We start from the raw sequence: 17,004 nt of genomic DNA, 5'->3' as shown, positions 1-17,004 counted from the left end.
ACCATGAACCGAAGCTTCGAGATAGTGACCGACTCCTGCTGCAACCTTACCGAGGAAACCATCGACCGCTACGAGCTGCACGTGCTGCCGCTCACGTTCATGGCCGATGGCGACGACACGGTGTATCGCAGCTATCTCAAAGGCGAGAAGACCGACCTTTCGCAGTTCTACGCCATGATGCGCGAGGGAAAGGTGTTCCGCACCTCGCTTCCCAACCTTGCCGATACCGAGAAGCTGTTCCGCAGCTTGCTCGATCAAGGCAGGGACATCCTGTACCTTGGCTTTTCCAGCGGCCTATCGGGAACCTACGAGGCCACCGAGCTGCTTGCGAAGCAATTGCGCGAGGAATACCCGCAGCGCAAGGTGCTGACGGTCGACACGCTGGCGGCCTCGGGAGGCCAAGGCCTTTTGGTATGGCACGCATGCCAGCACGCCGAGCAGGGCGAGGGCATCGAAGAGGTGCGCGATTGGACGGAGGCGAACAAGCTTCACCTGGCGCATTGGTTCACCGTCGACGACCTCATGTTCCTGTGGCGCGGCGGCCGCGTCTCGAAGACGAGCGCCTGGGCCGGCACGCTGCTCAACATCAAGCCGGTCATGCATGTCGATGACGAGGGGCACCTTGTCCCCTTGGAAAAGGTGCGCGGGCGCAAGAAGTCGCTGTCCGCATTGCTCGACCACATGGAACGTACCGCCACGGCGCCGATTGACGAGCAGACGGTGTTCATCACCCATGGCGATTGCATCGATGACGCGCAATGGCTCGAGAAGAAGATCCGCGAGCGGTTCGGCGTCCAAGACATCCACATCAACTACGTCGACCCCGTCATCGGAGCTCATTCCGGCCCGGGCACCATGGCGCTGTTCTTCCTGGCATCAAGCCGCGACTAAGTGCCCGTCCGATGCAAAAGCACGCCCAAGCTTGATCGCCCGATCCGCTCGAATCGGAATCCGAAACGTCGACCTCGCCTTGCTTGGTTGACGAGCGACCGCGCAAAGCGAACAGATGAATGCACGGTCTATTGCAGCAGCGTGACGTGCCCCGACGGTCCGTCGATTCCACAACCGGCACAGACGTGAAGAAGGCTCCCCGCGGGGAGCCTTCTTCATAAGGAGTATGTTTGCGGCATTATGCGAGCATGACCTGCGCGCACAGGAGGATACCGCCGAACACCAACGTGAACACCACGATGGGCCACACGAACTTGAACCACTTGGAGTACTTCATATCCAACATGGTCAGGGTTGCCAAAACCAGGCCGGTCGGTGCGAGGTAGAGCATCGCGTACTGACCCCACTGATAAGCGCAGACGATGGAGTAGCGATCGATGCCGACCGTATCGGCCAGAGGAGCCATAATGGGCATTGCCAGAACGGCCAGACCGGAAGAGGACGGGACCACGAAGCCGAGCAGGAAGAACAGCAGCATCATGATCAGGATGAACGCCGGACCCGCCATGCCCTGAACAGCGTTGGAGGACCAGAACAGGAGCGTGTCGGAGATCAGGCCCTCTTCCATGATCAGGTTGATGCCACGAGCCAGGCCGATGATCAGGGAAACGCCGACCAGCGAGGATGCGCCGTTGATGAACGCGTTCACCACGGTCTTCTCGTCGGTACCCGAGATGAACATGATGATGATTGAAATGGCCAAGAACATGGCGGCCATCTGCGGGAACCACCAGTGCAGGTTCATGACGCCGTAGACCATGAGGACGAAGGCGGAGATGAACAGCACCAGGATGGCCTTCTTGCGCAGGCTGAAGCCCTCTGCATGGGCAGCGGCGGTCTCGCCGCGTTCAACGCTGAACAGCTGAGCGAAGTGCTCGCGATCCTCGTAGGTATAGGAAGCCTCGGGGTTCGCTTTGATCTTCTTGCAATACCAGTACAGGTAGCTGATAACCACGATGGCACCCACGATGCAGCCGCCGACGCGCCACTCGAAGCCCTCCATGAAGTTGATGCCCGCTGCGTTCGAGGCGATAACGACGCTGAACGGGTTAATCGTGGAGAACGTGGTGCCCATGGAACCGGCCAGGAAGATAGCGCCGACGCATACGATGGAGTCGTAGCCGAGCGCTAAGAATACCGGTACCAGGATCGGGTAGAACGCCACTGCCTCCTCTTCAAGGCCGCAGGACGTGCCGCCGAGCACCATAAGCAGGGCGACCATGAACACGAGCAAGAACTCATGACCCTTCGTCTTTTTCGTCAAGGCCATCAGACCGGACTCGAACGCGCCGGTTGCGTTGACCACGCCGATCAGGCCGCCGAGCACCAGGATGAACACCATGATGTCGACGCCGTCGATCGTGCCGGATACCATTGCCTGCGTGACATCGGCGATGCCCTTGGGCTGAGCCTGAAGCTGCTCGTAGGTGCCGGGGATCGAAATGGCCTTCGTGATGGACCCGCCGGTGAACTGCTCGATGTCGATCTGCACGCCGAGCTGATCGAGTTCGTCTTGCGTAGCGGGAACCTCGCTCAGCTCGCCTTGCGGGCTCGTGACCGTGAGCACATTGGAGTCGGCCACGTACTGAAGCTTGGCGTACTGTCCTGCCGGCACGAACCACGTTGCGATAACCGCGATGATGGTCAAGACGAACAGGATGGTGAACGCTGTTGGGAAACTAAGCTTCTTCTTCCTCTTCTTCTCCTTCACCACGGGCCCGCCTGCGGAGTCGACGGCAGCGGCCTCGGTAGACATATGCACCCCCCTTTCATGGAGTTCCGGATTCTCATCCGGTATAGCGTTGTCGCAACTTCCGCGTCCTGCTTGGCTCAGTTCGCTTGGCTGCGAGCGACTTGCGCCCGTCTTGTTCGGGCTGACCCCATGATTGCCAGGTTTAGCCGTATATCGCCAGAGGAAAGCTGGGTATATACCCAGGTATAAACCGGGTATAGGTGCCTTTCATCAGGCGTTTCTTTGTTTGGAATATGTAGCGTATACTGTACCCGTTCTGATTGGGACCCATGACCAAACGAAAGCGATGTGCTGTGGATTCAAGCATGTTCCTGTTTTACTACTCGATCGCCATGCAGGTGTGCGCAATCCTGACCTCGGCATGTTGCCTGGCGTCCTATCTGGTTTCGCGCAACAAAGTGCAGCTGTACTGTTTCGTGGGCTTTCTCATGTACTACGCCGACTGCATGCTCGTATTCCGCGACGATTACGTGATGGCATCGGAGTCGACGGTATCGCACGAGGCGTTCTTCATCGGGGACCCGGCCTTCTCCATCATCTTCGGTTGCGCTACGCTCATGTCGTTTTGGCTGATGATATGCACCTATATGGAGGAAGACTCCCTCATCATAAAACTAGGCCCAGCGTATCTATTCGTCGGCGCAAGCCTTGCCGTAACGCTGTTCCTTCCGCAAGGGTATGTGCACATGTTCGTGTTCTATTCACTGCGCGAGGTGTTCATCGCCTGGATGTTGTTCTTCGCGGCATATAAGTACATCACTACCGAGGACGAACGGCTACGGCTGCGATTAAGCCGCTTCCCGAAGTTCTACGTGCTGCTATGGGTGCTGCTGCTAGCAGTGGTCGCCGAGAACGGCTTCGTCTTGCTGGTAATCGGCCAGGGGCACGTGGATATCCCCCTGGGCTTCTTCCCGGAACGCAACTTCGCCGAGAACCTACTTGCCTTGGTCTGCGAATTCGTTGCGCTGCGCTCTTCGTTGACGTATCTTTCCGTGCGCCACAGCGAGCCTCCCACGCAAGGAGGGGAACAGGTGGAAACCTATATCGATCACAACCTGGTGCCGTACGCTGCATCCCACAAACTCACGCCCCGCGAAACCGAGATCTTGCGACTGGTGTTGCTCGGCAAGGACAACCAGAACATCGCAGCCGAGCTATCGCTTGCGCCGGGAACCGTGAAGGTGCATGTGCACAATATCCTGAAGAAATCGCAGAAAGCGAACAGGCAGGAACTGATCCAGGATTACTGGGACTACTAGCCGCTCATCCGCGCCCTATGCATACCGATCGGCCGTGCACATAGGAGTTCCAGCGGGCGGCTCGCCATCAAGCTTGCACGCCCATGCGGCGAAGCGAACTGCCGCCAAGCCCGAAAACCAGCCGATACATGGAGCGCCTGCGTCGCCATCATGGACGCAGGCGCTCAATACATGCAGTTACTTGTAATCTGCGGGATTCTTGGCAGCGGTACCGGTGGTATTGCCATCGTTGCGCAGCTCGTGGCCGAATCGCACCGCCCCTTCCCCGAAGCGATCTTTCACCAAGTCGGTTGCTGCAAGCAAGCCGCGTCGCTTCGACTCGTCTTGGATGCGCGGCTTCGCATCGCCCTCAAGCGGGGCGACCTGCTTCACATCGAACAGGCTGCCCTGCTCGCCTTCCGACTCGGAGAACCCGGAGACGGACACGCCGATGAGGCGCACTGCGGTGCCGGGTTCCCAAAGCTCGTCGAGCATGCCGCAAAGCTCAGGAGCGAACAGCAGCTCGTCGTCGGTCGGCCGGGCAAGCCTGCGCTGGACCGAGCGGCTCGACCTATCGGGGTATCGAAGGCGCAGGCCGATGGTGGAGCCGCGCAAGCCCTTGCCGCGCAACCGCCGGCCCACTTTGGCCGCCTGGGTACTGATTGCCGCCTCGATGTCCTCGCGCGTGCGAAGATCGTTCGCGAACGTGACCTCGTTCGACACCGATTTCACCGGCGCATGTTGCTGGATAGGCGAATCATCAAGGCCGCAGGCCCGCATGTACATGACGCGTCCGTTCTTCCCAAACAGGCGCTCAAGGCGCGCCGGACCCTCGCACACCAGCTGCCCGAGCGTTTGCACCCCATGGCTTTTCAGGCGTTGCTCGGCGGCCGCGCCGATGCCGCTCATGCTGCGCACGGGAAGCGGATCGAGAAACGCGCGCTCGGTTCCCGGATAGACGACGGTAAGGCCGCGGGGCTTGTCCATGTCGGAGGCGATCTTCGCAACCGTCTTGGAAGTGCCCACTCCTACCGAGCACGTGACGCCGAGCTCTTCCACTCGCTGCTGGATACGCCGCGCAACGGCAACGGGATGCTCCCTGTTGGTGCGCGTAGGGGTAACATCGAGGAAGGCCTCATCGATGCTGACTTGCTGCACAAGCGGCGTCTCATCGTTGAGAATGGACATAACCTGGTTGCTGACCTGCTTATACCGATCGAACCTGCCAGCGGCCCAGATGGCCTGCGGACAAAGTTTGCGAGCCGTTACCGCGGGCATGGCGGAGCGAACGCCGAACACGCGCGCTTCATAGGACGCCGTAGACACCACGCCGTGCTTGTCGGCGTTTCCCCCGACGATGACGGGTTTGCCGCGCCAACCGGGATGGTCAAGCTGCTCGACGGAGGCGAAGAACGCGTCAAGGTCGACCAGCAGGATTGCCGGCCCATCCCAGGGTTCCAAAGGCAGCATGCCCTCATGTTCGCTCGAATCGATCATGCGTTCCAGTTTACCACGGGGCGCGGAGCGCGAAACGCTGTGCTACTATAAGCGTTCGGCTTTATCGCGATATCGGGCACTAACGGGAAGGAGGGCGCTGTGGATGGATCGAACGGACGCCTTCGCACCACCGGATGGGGTGCCCTCGCTCCCGCGCAGGCGGCTCCCGACATGTTGCCCGATTCCGAGATCTCCATCATCGACTGGCTCGACTTCTCGCAGACGCTCAATCCGCTCGGCATGCCCGAGGCCTTCAGCCCGGCGCTGAACATGCTGACGCGAAACCCCATCACGCCCGAAGAGGAACGCACGGCGCAAGCCCAGATTCCCGGGCTGTTGGCGCATCGCTACGGCGTACACCCCGAATGCGTTGCCGTCGGCGCATCGGCCACCGACGTGCTAGCTGCTGTGGCGAACTCGTTCGAGCCACGATCCGTAGCGGTGCCTGTGCCCTCGCGCGCTGCCTACGAACGATGCCTGGGAACCGCCGGTCATCGCATCGTAGAGGTTCCCGGCCCCGATGGATTCGTGGTTCCCGACCCGCAGGCCGTACGGCGCATGGGGTTATCCTTCGATGCGGCCATGCTCGCCAACCCCGCCTTCCCCACCAGCCGGCTGCTAGCTCGGCAGACACTGCTCGATTACCTGCAAGCCTGCGCTTGGGTGATCGTGGACGAGCGAGGGATAGACCTGACGCTCGGCGGCGAATCCACAGCGAATATGCTTGCCGAGCACTCGAACCTCATCGTCATCCGGTCGCTCACCGACACGTTCTCGCTGCCCGGCATGCCCTTGTCGTGCGCATTGGCGCACCCCGCCGTCGCCAGCCGCATCGCCCAAATAGCCAAACGCCCGGCCTCCGCCGCCCTCAGCGCGCGCCTGCTGAAGCTTGCTACGCCCGATCATCACCTGGAACGGGCGCGCGAGGTGCTTGAAACGGAGATTCCCTGGATGCAGTGCATGCTCAGCCTGGTCCCCGGAATCAGCATCTACCCTGCTGAGGCGAATTACGTGATGTGCTCGTTCGCCCCGGGACGCTCCATGCGTTTGGGGGCCGTGGATGCGCCGGACCTTGTGCGCAAGCTGCAAAAGCGAGGATTCCCGGTTCGCACGCTCGATCGCACGCCCGGGGTCTCACCCGGCAGCCATTTTTGCGTGAGCGTGCGCACAAGGTCGGACAACGAGCGGTTCATCGCCGCGCTGCGGCAAATCGTCGCCGGAAGCTGACCCGCCTCACGAAAACGGCGCCGTCATCGCACCGGGCCCTGAGGTCCCATGCGATAACGGCGCCGAGATTCGCGGAGAACGTGAAGGCCGACCTACTCGATGCCCTTCACTTCGTAGCCCGCTTCGACAACGGCGTTAACGAGCACGGTATCGTCCACCGCATCGGCAAGCTTCGCAACGGCGGTGCCGGCATCAAGGTCGACAACGGCCTCCGACACGCCCTCTACGTCCTCGAGCGCCTTCTTGACATGGGCGACGCACTTCGGGCACATCATACCCTCGACGGTGAGCTTCTTTTCCATAATGATCTCCTTATCCGCGGGCGCACCCGCATCGATTGCCTGGATATCCTGCTCGGATGCGGTTGCATCCGTAGCTTTTTCGTTGGGTTCGCCTTGCCTGCCGGCGAGTTGCTGCGCCCCGGTCGAGACGAAGCGCGGCTTCCACGTGCGCAGGCGCAGCGCATTGGAAACGACGCAGACGCTTGAGCAGCTCATAGCCGCAGCGGCGATCATGGGGTTGAGCGTGAAGCCCGCGACCGAGAACACGCCGGCGGCCACCGGGATGCACACCGCATTGTAGATCAACGCCCAGAACAAGTTCTGCTTGATGTTGCGCAGCGTAGAGCGCGATAGCTGTATGGCGGCGGGCACATCCAGGACGTCAGAGCGCATGAGCACGACATCAGCGCTCTCGATGGCGATCTCGGTGCCAGCTCCGATGGCAATGCCCACGTCGGCGCGGGCAAGCGCCGGGGCGTCGTTGATGCCATCGCCGACCATGGCCACGCGCCCTTGTTCGGAAAGGCGGCGAATCTCGCGCTCCTTATCTTGGGGGAGCACGCCGGCTATAACCTCATCGGCGCCGACCTGTCGCTGGATAGCCTGCGCCGTGCGCTCGTTATCGCCCGTGAGCATGACGGTGCGCAAACCCATGGCGCGCAGCTCCTCGAGCGCGGCGGCGCTTGAGGGCTTGACGGTGTCGGCTACGGCGACAAGACCGCACATCTTACCGCCACAGGCGAAAAACAAGGGCGTTTTGCCTTCATCGGCAAGCTCGCGAGCGCGCGATTCGAACACGGAAACGTCCACGCCCGCTTCCTGCATCAACCTGGCATTGCCCGCCAGCGCGCAAGCTCCTGCAACGCTTGCGCGCACGCCCCCGCCAGCGATCTGCTCGAATGCATCGACCGGTTGAACCTGTGCACCGGTGGCCTCAGCCCATGCCGCAACGGCCTGGGCAAGCGGATGCTCGCTGCGTTGCTCGATGGAAAGCGCAAGACTGGCAAGGCCACGCTCGTCCACGCCGTTGACGCGCACGACATCGGTGACCACGGGTTTACCCGTTGTGATGGTTCCCGTCTTGTCGAACACGACCGTTTTGACATCATGGGCGACCTCAAGCGCCTCAGCCGACTTCACCAAGATGCCGCTGGCGGCTCCACGCCCCGTTCCCACCATGATGGCCGTAGGCGTCGCAAGGCCGAGCGCGCACGGGCAGCTGATCACGAGCACTGAGATGGCATGCGTGAGCGCTGTGGACACATCGGCGGAGAGAACCATCCATACGGCGAACGTTGCGGCAGCGATGACGATGACGATGGGAACGAACACGCCTGCGATCTTGTCCGCGATCTTCTCGATAGGGGCCTTGGTAGAAGTCGCCTCGTCGACAAGGCGGATGATGCCCGCAAGCGTGGTATCGCCGCCGACGCGGTCCGCCCGCATGACGAACCACCCGGACTTGTTCAGGGTTGCTCCCGTAACGGCATCGCCGGCATGCTTGCCGACCGGTACGCTCTCGCCCGTGATGACCGACTCGTCCACCACGCCGTCGCCTTCGACGACCACACCGTCGACCGGCACGTTCTGACCGGCCTTGACCACGAGCATATCGCCGACGCGTACCTGCTCGACCGGCACCTGCTCAACGCCGCCATCCGGCGTGCGGCGCGCAGCTTCCTTCGGAGTCAAATCCATAAGCTTGGTAATGGCATCGGTGGTCTTGCCCTTGGCCCGCGCCTCGAAGTACTTGCCGAGCGTGATGAGCGTCAAGATCATGGCGGCGGATTCGAAGTACAGGTCCATGGCGGCAGCATGCGCGAAATCGATGTCCCCATGGCCCATGCCCCAACCGATGCGGTAGATGGCAGCAATTCCGTATATGATGGATGCGGCGGAGCCGAGCGCGATGAGCGAATCCATGTTCGGCGCACCGTGGACGAGGGTCTTGAAGCCCACACGGAAGAACTTGAAGTTCACGAAAATGACGGGCAATAGCAGCAGGAACTGGGTGAACGCGAACGTAAGCATGTTCTCATGGCCCAGGAAAACCCCGGGCAGCGGCCATCCGAACATATGCCCCATGGACAGATAGAACAACGGGATGGTGAAGCAGAAGCTCACGATCAGGCGCATGCGCACCCGCTTCGCCTCCGCGGCGGAATCGTTCACCGGGCGCACAGGCTGCTGCACGCTGTTTGCCGCGGACCCCGCCTCGGGCCGCGGATATGCACCATAGCCCGCCTTCTCGACCGCCGCCGAGATTGCGGCGAGGGTGGTGTCTTCGCCATCGAAATCCGCTTCCATGCTGTTCTTCAGCAGGTTGACCGACACCGCGGCGACGCCCGGCACGTTCGAAGCGGCCTTCTCGACACGCGCCGAGCATGCGGCACACGTCATGCCCGTCACGTCGAATGTACGTTTCATACCTATCCTTCTTTCAGCGCTTACCGCGCGAACTTCTTAATGAGCTGCATGGCTTCATCGATGATCTGCGTATTGCCCTGCTCGATCTGCTCGACCACGCAGGTTTCCAAGTGGTTTTGCAGCAAGATGGCGGAAATGCTGTGCACGGCGCTTTCGGCCGCGGAAAGCTGAACGAGCACATCGCCGCAATAGCGGTTGTCGTCGATCATCGTTTTCACGCCGTTGAGCTGGCCTATCACGCGATTCAACCGTTTTTGCAGGTCTTCTTGCATCTGCTGGCTGCGCGGCGTTGCCTTATGGTGGCAACAGCAGGGCTTTTGCGCCCCCTGCCCATCAGTCGAAGCTTCGTTCATAGCACATCCTTCCGATCGAGAAGCCGAAGGGGACATACGACGATTCGCATATAACCCCTTGAGACACGTAGGTCGTCTTTAGTATATGCCCCCCTGGGGTATAGTCAAGCGAAAGGTTTACAGTATCAAACTTTACGTTGGACACGCATAACAGGGGCATGTGTTGAATCGTAAAACCAGTTGACATGCATTCGCTGCCGGCTATACTTATGAACAGTTGCTCATATGTTTAGCAGTTAGCTGAAAGGATCGCAGCCATGCCAAACAAAGAGATACCACCTTCCACGCTGCAATCAACGCAAAGCGGCGCAGCAGCAGCCGACCAGCTATCGGTCGTGGAAGCCGAGAACCAAGGCTCCCCCGCTGCCGGGGCGATGCAAAACCCGCAAGTCGACGATTGCCCCTGCGGATGCAATCGCGAAGACACGCAACAGCGCTTCGATACCATGCCCGACGAGGAGCTGCTCTACGATTTGGCGGACCTGTTCAAGGTGTTCGCCGATACCACGCGCATCAAGATACTGTTCGCCCTGATGGCACGCGCCATGTCCGTAGGCGAACTTGCCGAGGCCATCGGCGCCACGCAATCTGCGGTATCCCATCAGCTACGCCAGCTCAAGCAAGCTCACCTGGTGAAGTTCCAGCGCGACGGCAAATCCGTCATCTATTCCCTATCGGACGACCACGTATACACCATGCTTGCACAAGGCATGACCCACATCTGCGAATAGCCGGGCACGCGCCCGAAAGCATTCGACCCCATCCACTATACGAAAGGACCCATCATGCGTAAGACGTTCAAACTCGACGAGCTCGACTGCGCCAACTGCGGAGCGAAGATCGAAGCGGGCATCAAGCAGATCGAAGGCGTGAACGATGCCAAGGTCACCTTCATGACCCAGAAGCTCATGATCGACGCCGATGACGCCCGCTTCGAGCAGATCGTCGACGAGGCTCAAAAGGTCGCCCACAAGTTCGAGCCCGATTGCGACATCGTTCGTTAAGCAAAAGGGGCGCAAGCCGCCTAAAAGGAATCACGACCATGAATAAAAAGCAACGAAAGTGGCGCAACCGCATCTTGGTAGCGCTGGCCTTGTTCACCGTCATCTTCGCCGCCGAGCATCTGCTGCCGCTGGCAGACATGCTCGGAAGCGAAGCGGCTGCGGTCTATCTCCTGTTCGCCTTGTACCTGGTTCCCTATCTGATCGCCGGACACGATGTGCTGCTCCGCGCTGCCAGCAACATCAAAAACGGCCAGGTGTTCGACGAGAACCTGCTCATGGCCATCGCCACCATCGGCGCGTTCGCCATGATCGCGTTCCCCGACGCGGAGCCTTCGATGGCCGAAGGTTGCGCGGTAATGCTGTTCTATCAGGTCGGCGAGCTGTTCCAAAGCTATGCGGTGGGCAAATCGCGCAAATCCATCGCATCCATGATGGATATCGCCCCCGATTACGCCAACATCGAACGCGACGGCGAGCTTGTGCAGGTAGACCCGGCAGAAGTGGCTATCGGCGACGTCATCGTGGTGAAGCCCGGCGAGCGCGTGCCCATCGATGGCACCGTCGTAGAAGGCGCAAGCCAGCTTGATACCGCGGCGCTCACCGGCGAATCCGTTCCCCGCCATGTGGAAGCCGGCATGGAGGTCATCAGCGGCTGCGTGAACATGACCGGCGTGCTGCGCGTCCGCACGGAAAAGCCCTTCGGCGAGTCCACGGTCAGCCGCATCCTGGAGCTCGTGGAAAACGCAGCGGAGAAGAAGGCCCGCACCGAGAACTTCATCACGCGCTTCGCCCGCTACTACACCCCCACCGTCACGGGGCTTGCCCTGCTGCTTGCCATCATCCCGCCGCTGCTGGGCATGGGCGCTTGGAGCGACTGGATCTTGCGCGGCCTTACCTTCCTGGTGGTCAGCTGCCCATGCGCCCTGGTCATCAGCGTACCGCTGTCGTTCTTCGGCGGCATCGGCGGCGCCAGCAAGCTGGGCGTGCTGGTCAAGGGCAGCAACTACCTTGAGGCGCTTGCCAAGGTGGACACCGTGGTGTTCGATAAAACCGGCACGCTCACCAACGGCACCTTCAACGTGGTTGCGGTTCACGCCGAAAATGATGTGGACCCCGACTACCTGCTGAGCTATGCAGCGCATGCGGAATCCTACTCGGACCACCCCATCGCGCTGTCGGTCAAGGAGGCCTATTCCGGCAAGATCGATCAGGAACGCATCCATGACGTGCGCGAGGAAGCGGGTCATGGCGTGGCGGCCGTGATCGACGAGCACGTGGTGCTGGTCGGCAACGACAAGCTCATGAACGCCAACGGCACGGACTACCATGATTGCGAGCTTACGGGCACGATCCTGCACGTTTCAATCGATGGAAAGTACGCGGGCCACATCGTCATCGCCGACGTGGTGAAAGACGATGCCGCTGAGGCCATCAAGCGCCTTCACGCTGCCGGCGTTCGCAAAACGGTCATGCTCACCGGCGACCGCGCCGAGGTGGCCCGCGCGGTGTCCGAACAGCTGGGCATCGACGAATTCCACGCACAGCTGCTGCCCGCCGACAAAGTCGCCCAGGTCGAGCGCCTGCTTTCCGAAGAAGCCGACGGAGCGAACCTGGCATTCGTGGGCGACGGCATCAACGACGCCCCGGTGCTCACCCGCGCCGACGTGGGCATCGCCATGGGAGCCATGGGCTCGGACGCCGCCATCGAAGCCGCCGACGTGGTGCTCATGGACGACAAGCCCTCCAACATCTCGCGCGCTATCGGCCTGGCGCGGCGCACCATGCGCATCGTCTGGCAGAACATCGTGTTCGCGCTGGGCGTGAAGCTGGCCGTCCTCGTGCTTGCCGCGGTGGGTATCGCGAACATGTGGCTGGCGGTGTTCGCCGACGTGGGCGTGGCGATCATCGCCATCCTCAACGCCATGCGCTGCATGAACGTGAAGGGGCTGCGCAAGTAGCTGCCGGAACCAAACACGCCAGCAGCCACGGACCCGGTCGCAACCCCGCGTGTCACAACGCCCTTCTTGTCCGGGAATACCCGCACAAGACCCAGCTCCCGGACAATCGGGGCCATTGGCAATCGCATCGTTCGTCGTTTCGCGTCACCTATTTATGGAGAGGCCGCCCGCATTCGGGCGGCCTCTTCTTGCTTGCGCTACACTGGAATGCCGAAATTTCGAGCGAAGGGTGGGCAGCTGTGGCCGACAACATGCAGGATAACGTCAACGAAACCGCGTCCGACCAGGCAGGTGACCCGGTATTCCAGCAAGAACAGGACCACCTGTCCGACACGTACGCCAAGCTTGAGGCTATAGCGAAAACCCTGTCGGAGAAGATGGAACGACGCCGCTGGCAGGCCGCCAAGGATAAAGACGACATGCAGGGCGAAGTGAAGCATAACTTCGCCAGCGACGGCGAGGCGCAGGAGACCTACGTCGACTACGCCGTGCTCAACAACCTCATCCGCGACTACAACCTTGAACAGGACGCCGACAGCGAGCGTCTGGCCGCCGCCGCGAAACTGCTCGAACAGCCCTACTTCGCCAAGATCAGCCTGGAAATGCGCACCGGCGCCCCGGCCAAAGATATCTATATCGGCCTTGCCGGCGTCGCCGACGAGAACTACCGCCGCATGGTGGTCGACTGGCGCAGCCCCGTAGCCGAGGTGTACTACAACCAGGAAAACGGCGCCACCTCCTACGAGGCGAACGGACGCACCATCAAGGTCAACCTGCTCAACCGCCGTCAGTTCGACATTGAGGGCGAAACGCTTCGCGCGTATTTCGACTCCGACGTGGCCATCGAGGATTCGCTGCTGCTGCAATCGCTTTCTGCACAGCGCTCCGAACACATGAAGGCCATCACCGCCACCATCCAAAAAGAGCAGAACCTCATCATCCGCCACGAGGATGTGCCGGCATTGCTGGTCGCCGGCATCGCGGGCAGCGGCAAGACCAGCGTTTTGCTGCAGCGTATCGCATACCTGTTCTACCGCAACCGCGGTTCGCTCGACCCGCGCCACGTCTTCTTGATCAGCCCCAACCCCGTGTTCGCGAAGTACATTGAAAACGTGCTGCCCGACCTGGGCGAGCGCAACCCCGAAACCATCACCTACCACGACCTGTGCGCGCGCCTGCTTCCCGCCGGCCGCAACCCACAAGACAAGGAAAGCCCGCTTGAGCTGCTGTGGAAGATCGACCGTGCCGTCGAGGGCCTTCGCTTCGAGCTGGCCGATTTGCGCGACATCAAGTTCTACGGGGTTCGCCTGGTATCGGCCGGCGCCATCATGCAGCTGATGCAGAAGTACCCCAACGTGCCGGCCGGCCCGCACCTGGTCACGTTGGTGCGCGAGGAACTGTTCAACCGCCTCGATGCACGCCTGAAACAGATGGCAGCCACCGAAGCGGTGCAGGATGAGCTTCTATGCCTGTCCCTTGACGAGCAGGTTCGCCTGTTCAACGCTCCGTACGACCCGCAAACCGAACAAGAGGCGCGCGACTGCGCGCTTACCTACCTGCAAGAGCGCTTCTCAGGTGCGGTGCTGGCCATCGAGCGCGACGAATGGCTGCGCATCGACCGCATCGGCATGCGCCTGCTCGGCGTGGAGAACCTGCCCGTCAGCGCATGGCTGTACCTGAACATGGCGGTCACCGGCCTGGGCAACCCCGATGCGCGCTATGTCATGATCGACGAGGTGCAGGACTACACGCCCGACCAGCTTGCCGTCATGGCGCGCTTCTTCCGCCGTGCGCACTTCATGCTGCTCGGCGACCCCCATCAGGCCATCCGCCCGGAAACGGCATCGTACGAGCAGATCCGCGAGGTGTTCTTGCGCCTGCGCGGCTCCATCGAGGATTGCCAGCTTTTGACCAGCTATCGCTCCACGCCCGAGATCACGGCGCTGTTCGCGGGCCTTTTGCCCGAAAGCGAGCGTATGCAGATCTCGGCCGTGCAGCGCGCCGATCAGCCGCCGGCGCTGATCGCCTGCCCCACCGAGGAGGACTACGAGCAAAACCTTCGCCGCGTGATTCGCGAAGCATCCGGAAACGATGGGCTGACCGCCGTGGTGGTACCGTGGAAAAGCCAGCTCAAACGCTTGCAGAAACTGCTCGGCGACGACACGCCGCAGATCATCGGCCAGGATAGGCGCCTGCCTTCCTCCGGTGTGCTGGCGCTCACGCTGCCGTTGGCGAAGGGACTGGAATTCGACCACGTCATCATCCCCGACGCCGGCGCCGGCCTGTTCCCCGAAAACGACCACGTGGCGCAAAACCGCCTGTACACCACGATAAGCCGCGCAACCCGCACCATCACCATCCTGTCCAACGGACCGCTCACCCCGCTGCTGGATTTTGCGAACCAGGACTGATACGCACTTTAAGGAGCCCCATGGCAACGAACCGACCGACCACCACCCGTCGCACCCTGCACTACTATTGGCTGGTCACCCGCAAGCACTTCGGCCTGTTCGCCGCCCTTATGGCCTCGACGTTTCTGTTCGTCGCCTTGCTATCCTACGGCAACCCGTATGTGATGAGCCTGGTGGTCGATCGCGTGAGCGCTCGAAGCGTGGAATCCAATCAGGTGTTTGCGGTCTACGGCCCCTACATTGTGGCGCTCATCGCCATCAACGTGCTTGGCCAGGCCGCCAGCAAGCTGCAGGACTACACCATGTACAAACTTGAGATCGCAGCAGCCTACGACCTTGCCACCATGAGCTTCGATGCGCTGTGCAACCAGTCCATGAGCTTCCATTCAAACCGGTTCGGCGGCACGCTCGTAAGCCAAACGAGCAAGTTCATGAGCGCCTACCAGCTGCTGCTCGAAACCATCACCTTCCCGTTTCTGCCGGTCATCTGCTCGGTGATATTCACGTGCGCCATCCTGGCGCCACGCGTGCCGATATATGTTGCCATCCTCATGGCCCTGCTGGTCGTATACGCTTGCGTGTCCTACTACATGTACAAGCGCATCCTGTCGCTGAACGAGAAGGCGGCAAGCGCGCAAAACCAGCTCTCCGGCGAGCTTTCCGATTCGGTGGCGAACATCCTTGCGGTGAAGACCTCAGGGCGCGAGGACTACGAGCGCGCGTTATTCGATCAGGCGAACCGCCAGGTGGTGGAACGTGACAGCAAGCGCATGTGGGCGAGTTTGGCCCGCGGCATCATCACCGCATGCATCACTGTGGTCATCATGAGCGTGGTGGCCGTGTTCATTGCGGGCGGAAACGCCTGGTACGGCATCAGCGCCGGCACGCTCGTGATGATGTTCACCTACACCTACACCGTTACGAACCAGTTCAACTTCATCAACAACGGCCTGCAGCGCTTCAACCGGGCATTCGGCGATGCCAGCGGCATGACGCAAACCCTTGACGAACCCCGGCTTGTATCCGACCTGCCCGGCGCGCCGGATATGGAGGTGCGCAAGGGCGCCATCGATTTCGAGGGAATCGGCTTCCACTACACCGACGGCAATGCGAAAACCACGGTGTTCGAGGATTTCAACTTGCATATCCCCGCAGGTCAACGAGTGGGTTTGGTCGGTCTGAGCGGCGCAGGGAAAACGACGCTCACCAAGTTGCTGCTGCGTTTGTCCGACATCCAAGACGGCCGCATCCTCATCGACGGCCAGAACATCGCCGAATGCACGCAGCAAAGCCTTCGCCGCTCCATCGCCTACGTGCCCCAAGAGGCGCTGCTGTTCCATCGCACCATCGCAGAAAACATCGCCTATGGGCGTCCCGATGCCACCATGGAGCAGATCCGCCAAGCCGCGGCCCAGGCCAATGCGTTGGACTTCATAGAGAATCTGCCCGAAGGATTCGACACCATCACGGGCGAGCGAGGCGTGAAGCTCTCCGGCGGCCAACGCCAACGCGTCGCCATCGCGCGTGCGCTCCTGGCCGACTGTCCGGTGCTCGTTCTTGACGAGGCCACGAGCGCCCTCGACTCCGAGAGCGAGGCGCTCGTGCAAGACGCTCTGTCGACGCTCATGCGCGGCCGCACCTGCATCGTCGTGGCGCATCGTTTGTCAACCGTAGCCAGCCTTGACAGGATCGTAGTCCTCGACCACGGCAAAATCACGGAAGATGGCCCGCACGCCGACCTGGTAGCCGCCAACGGCGAATATGCAAACCTCTGGAATCGCCAAACCGGCGCCTACCTGAAATAACGCCACCCCTGACACATAGGGGACGTAGCACTATCTGTCCAAAACAACCCCCAAGGGAACCGAGCGAACCGGGCACATAAGTCTACGTCCCCGAAGTGT

General features: G+C 61.2%; 12 protein-coding genes. 8 read left to right on the top strand and 4 right to left on the bottom strand.

Features of this window, described 5'->3' with window-relative positions; all coding sequences use genetic code 11:
• Positions 1–3 precede the first annotated feature (3 nt).
• The gene (locus Q0G75_RS08085; protein ID WP_294414634.1) at positions 4–891 is read left to right on the top strand and encodes a DegV family protein; all 888 of its coding nucleotides are present in this window, start codon (positions 4–6) and stop codon (positions 889–891) included.
• Positions 892–1,129: 238 nt separating this feature from the next.
• On the opposite strand, the gene Q0G75_RS08080 is transcribed toward Q0G75_RS08085, so the two are convergent.
• Positions 1,130–2,707, bottom strand: a complete 1,578-nt coding sequence (locus tag Q0G75_RS08080) for a YfcC family protein (RefSeq protein WP_294414631.1) — start codon at positions 2,705–2,707, stop codon at positions 1,130–1,132.
• 290 nt (positions 2,708–2,997) lie between these two features.
• Between Q0G75_RS08080 and Q0G75_RS08075 the strand changes: the two genes are divergently transcribed.
• Positions 2,998–3,963 (top strand): helix-turn-helix transcriptional regulator, encoded by a 966-nt coding sequence (locus Q0G75_RS08075; RefSeq protein ID WP_294414630.1) that lies wholly within the window; start codon positions 2,998–3,000, stop codon positions 3,961–3,963.
• A gap of 177 nt (positions 3,964–4,140) precedes the next feature.
• On the opposite strand, the gene dinB is transcribed toward Q0G75_RS08075, so the two are convergent.
• Entirely contained in the window at positions 4,141–5,439 is a 1,299-nt protein-coding gene (gene dinB / locus Q0G75_RS08070) for a DNA polymerase IV (protein ID WP_294414629.1), read from the bottom strand.
• Positions 5,440–5,538: 99 nt separating this feature from the next.
• Between dinB and Q0G75_RS08065 the strand changes: the two genes are divergently transcribed.
• Entirely contained in the window at positions 5,539–6,666 is a 1,128-nt protein-coding gene (locus Q0G75_RS08065) for an aminotransferase class I/II-fold pyridoxal phosphate-dependent enzyme (protein ID WP_294414628.1), read from the top strand.
• Between the two features lie 92 nt (positions 6,667–6,758).
• Here Q0G75_RS08065 and Q0G75_RS08060 read toward each other — a convergent pair whose 3' ends face one another.
• Both Q0G75_RS08060 and Q0G75_RS08055 read right to left on the bottom strand, forming a co-directional pair.
• Positions 6,759–9,374 (bottom strand): heavy metal translocating P-type ATPase, encoded by a 2,616-nt coding sequence (locus Q0G75_RS08060; RefSeq protein WP_294414627.1) that lies wholly within the window; start codon positions 9,372–9,374, stop codon positions 6,759–6,761.
• A gap of 20 nt (positions 9,375–9,394) precedes the next feature.
• Complete coding sequence (locus Q0G75_RS08055; protein ID WP_294414626.1) at positions 9,395–9,727, bottom strand: metal-sensing transcriptional repressor; 333 nt, start codon at positions 9,725–9,727, stop codon at positions 9,395–9,397.
• 446 nt (positions 9,728–10,173) lie between these two features.
• On the opposite strand from Q0G75_RS08055, the gene Q0G75_RS08050 reads away from it, so the two are divergent.
• The 5 genes from Q0G75_RS08050 (at position 10,174) to Q0G75_RS08030 (ending at position 16,905) form a co-directional block, all read left to right on the top strand.
• A complete protein-coding gene (locus tag Q0G75_RS08050) occupies positions 10,174–10,458 on the top strand; it encodes a metalloregulator ArsR/SmtB family transcription factor (protein ID WP_294362458.1) in 285 nt (94 codons plus the stop codon).
• Positions 10,459–10,512: 54 nt separating this feature from the next.
• On the top strand, positions 10,513–10,731 hold the full coding sequence (locus Q0G75_RS08045) for a cation transporter (protein WP_294162730.1): 219 nt from the start codon (positions 10,513–10,515) through the stop codon (positions 10,729–10,731).
• Between the two features lie 38 nt (positions 10,732–10,769).
• Positions 10,770–12,689, top strand: a complete 1,920-nt coding sequence (locus Q0G75_RS08040; protein ID WP_294414624.1) for a heavy metal translocating P-type ATPase — start codon at positions 10,770–10,772, stop codon at positions 12,687–12,689.
• Positions 12,690–12,928: 239 nt separating this feature from the next.
• Complete coding sequence (locus Q0G75_RS08035) at positions 12,929–15,100, top strand: UvrD-helicase domain-containing protein (protein ID WP_294414623.1); 2,172 nt, start codon at positions 12,929–12,931, stop codon at positions 15,098–15,100.
• Between the two features lie 20 nt (positions 15,101–15,120).
• On the top strand, positions 15,121–16,905 hold the full coding sequence (locus Q0G75_RS08030; protein ID WP_294414622.1) for an ABC transporter ATP-binding protein: 1,785 nt from the start codon (positions 15,121–15,123) through the stop codon (positions 16,903–16,905).
• Positions 16,906–17,004: the final 99 nt, after the last annotated feature.

This window comes from uncultured Senegalimassilia sp., assembly GCF_934636665.1.
Lineage (GTDB): Bacteria > Actinomycetota > Coriobacteriia > Coriobacteriales > Eggerthellaceae > Senegalimassilia.
The sequence above is the reverse complement of the archived record's forward strand: the minus strand, read 5'-3'. Positions and strand labels throughout refer to the sequence as shown.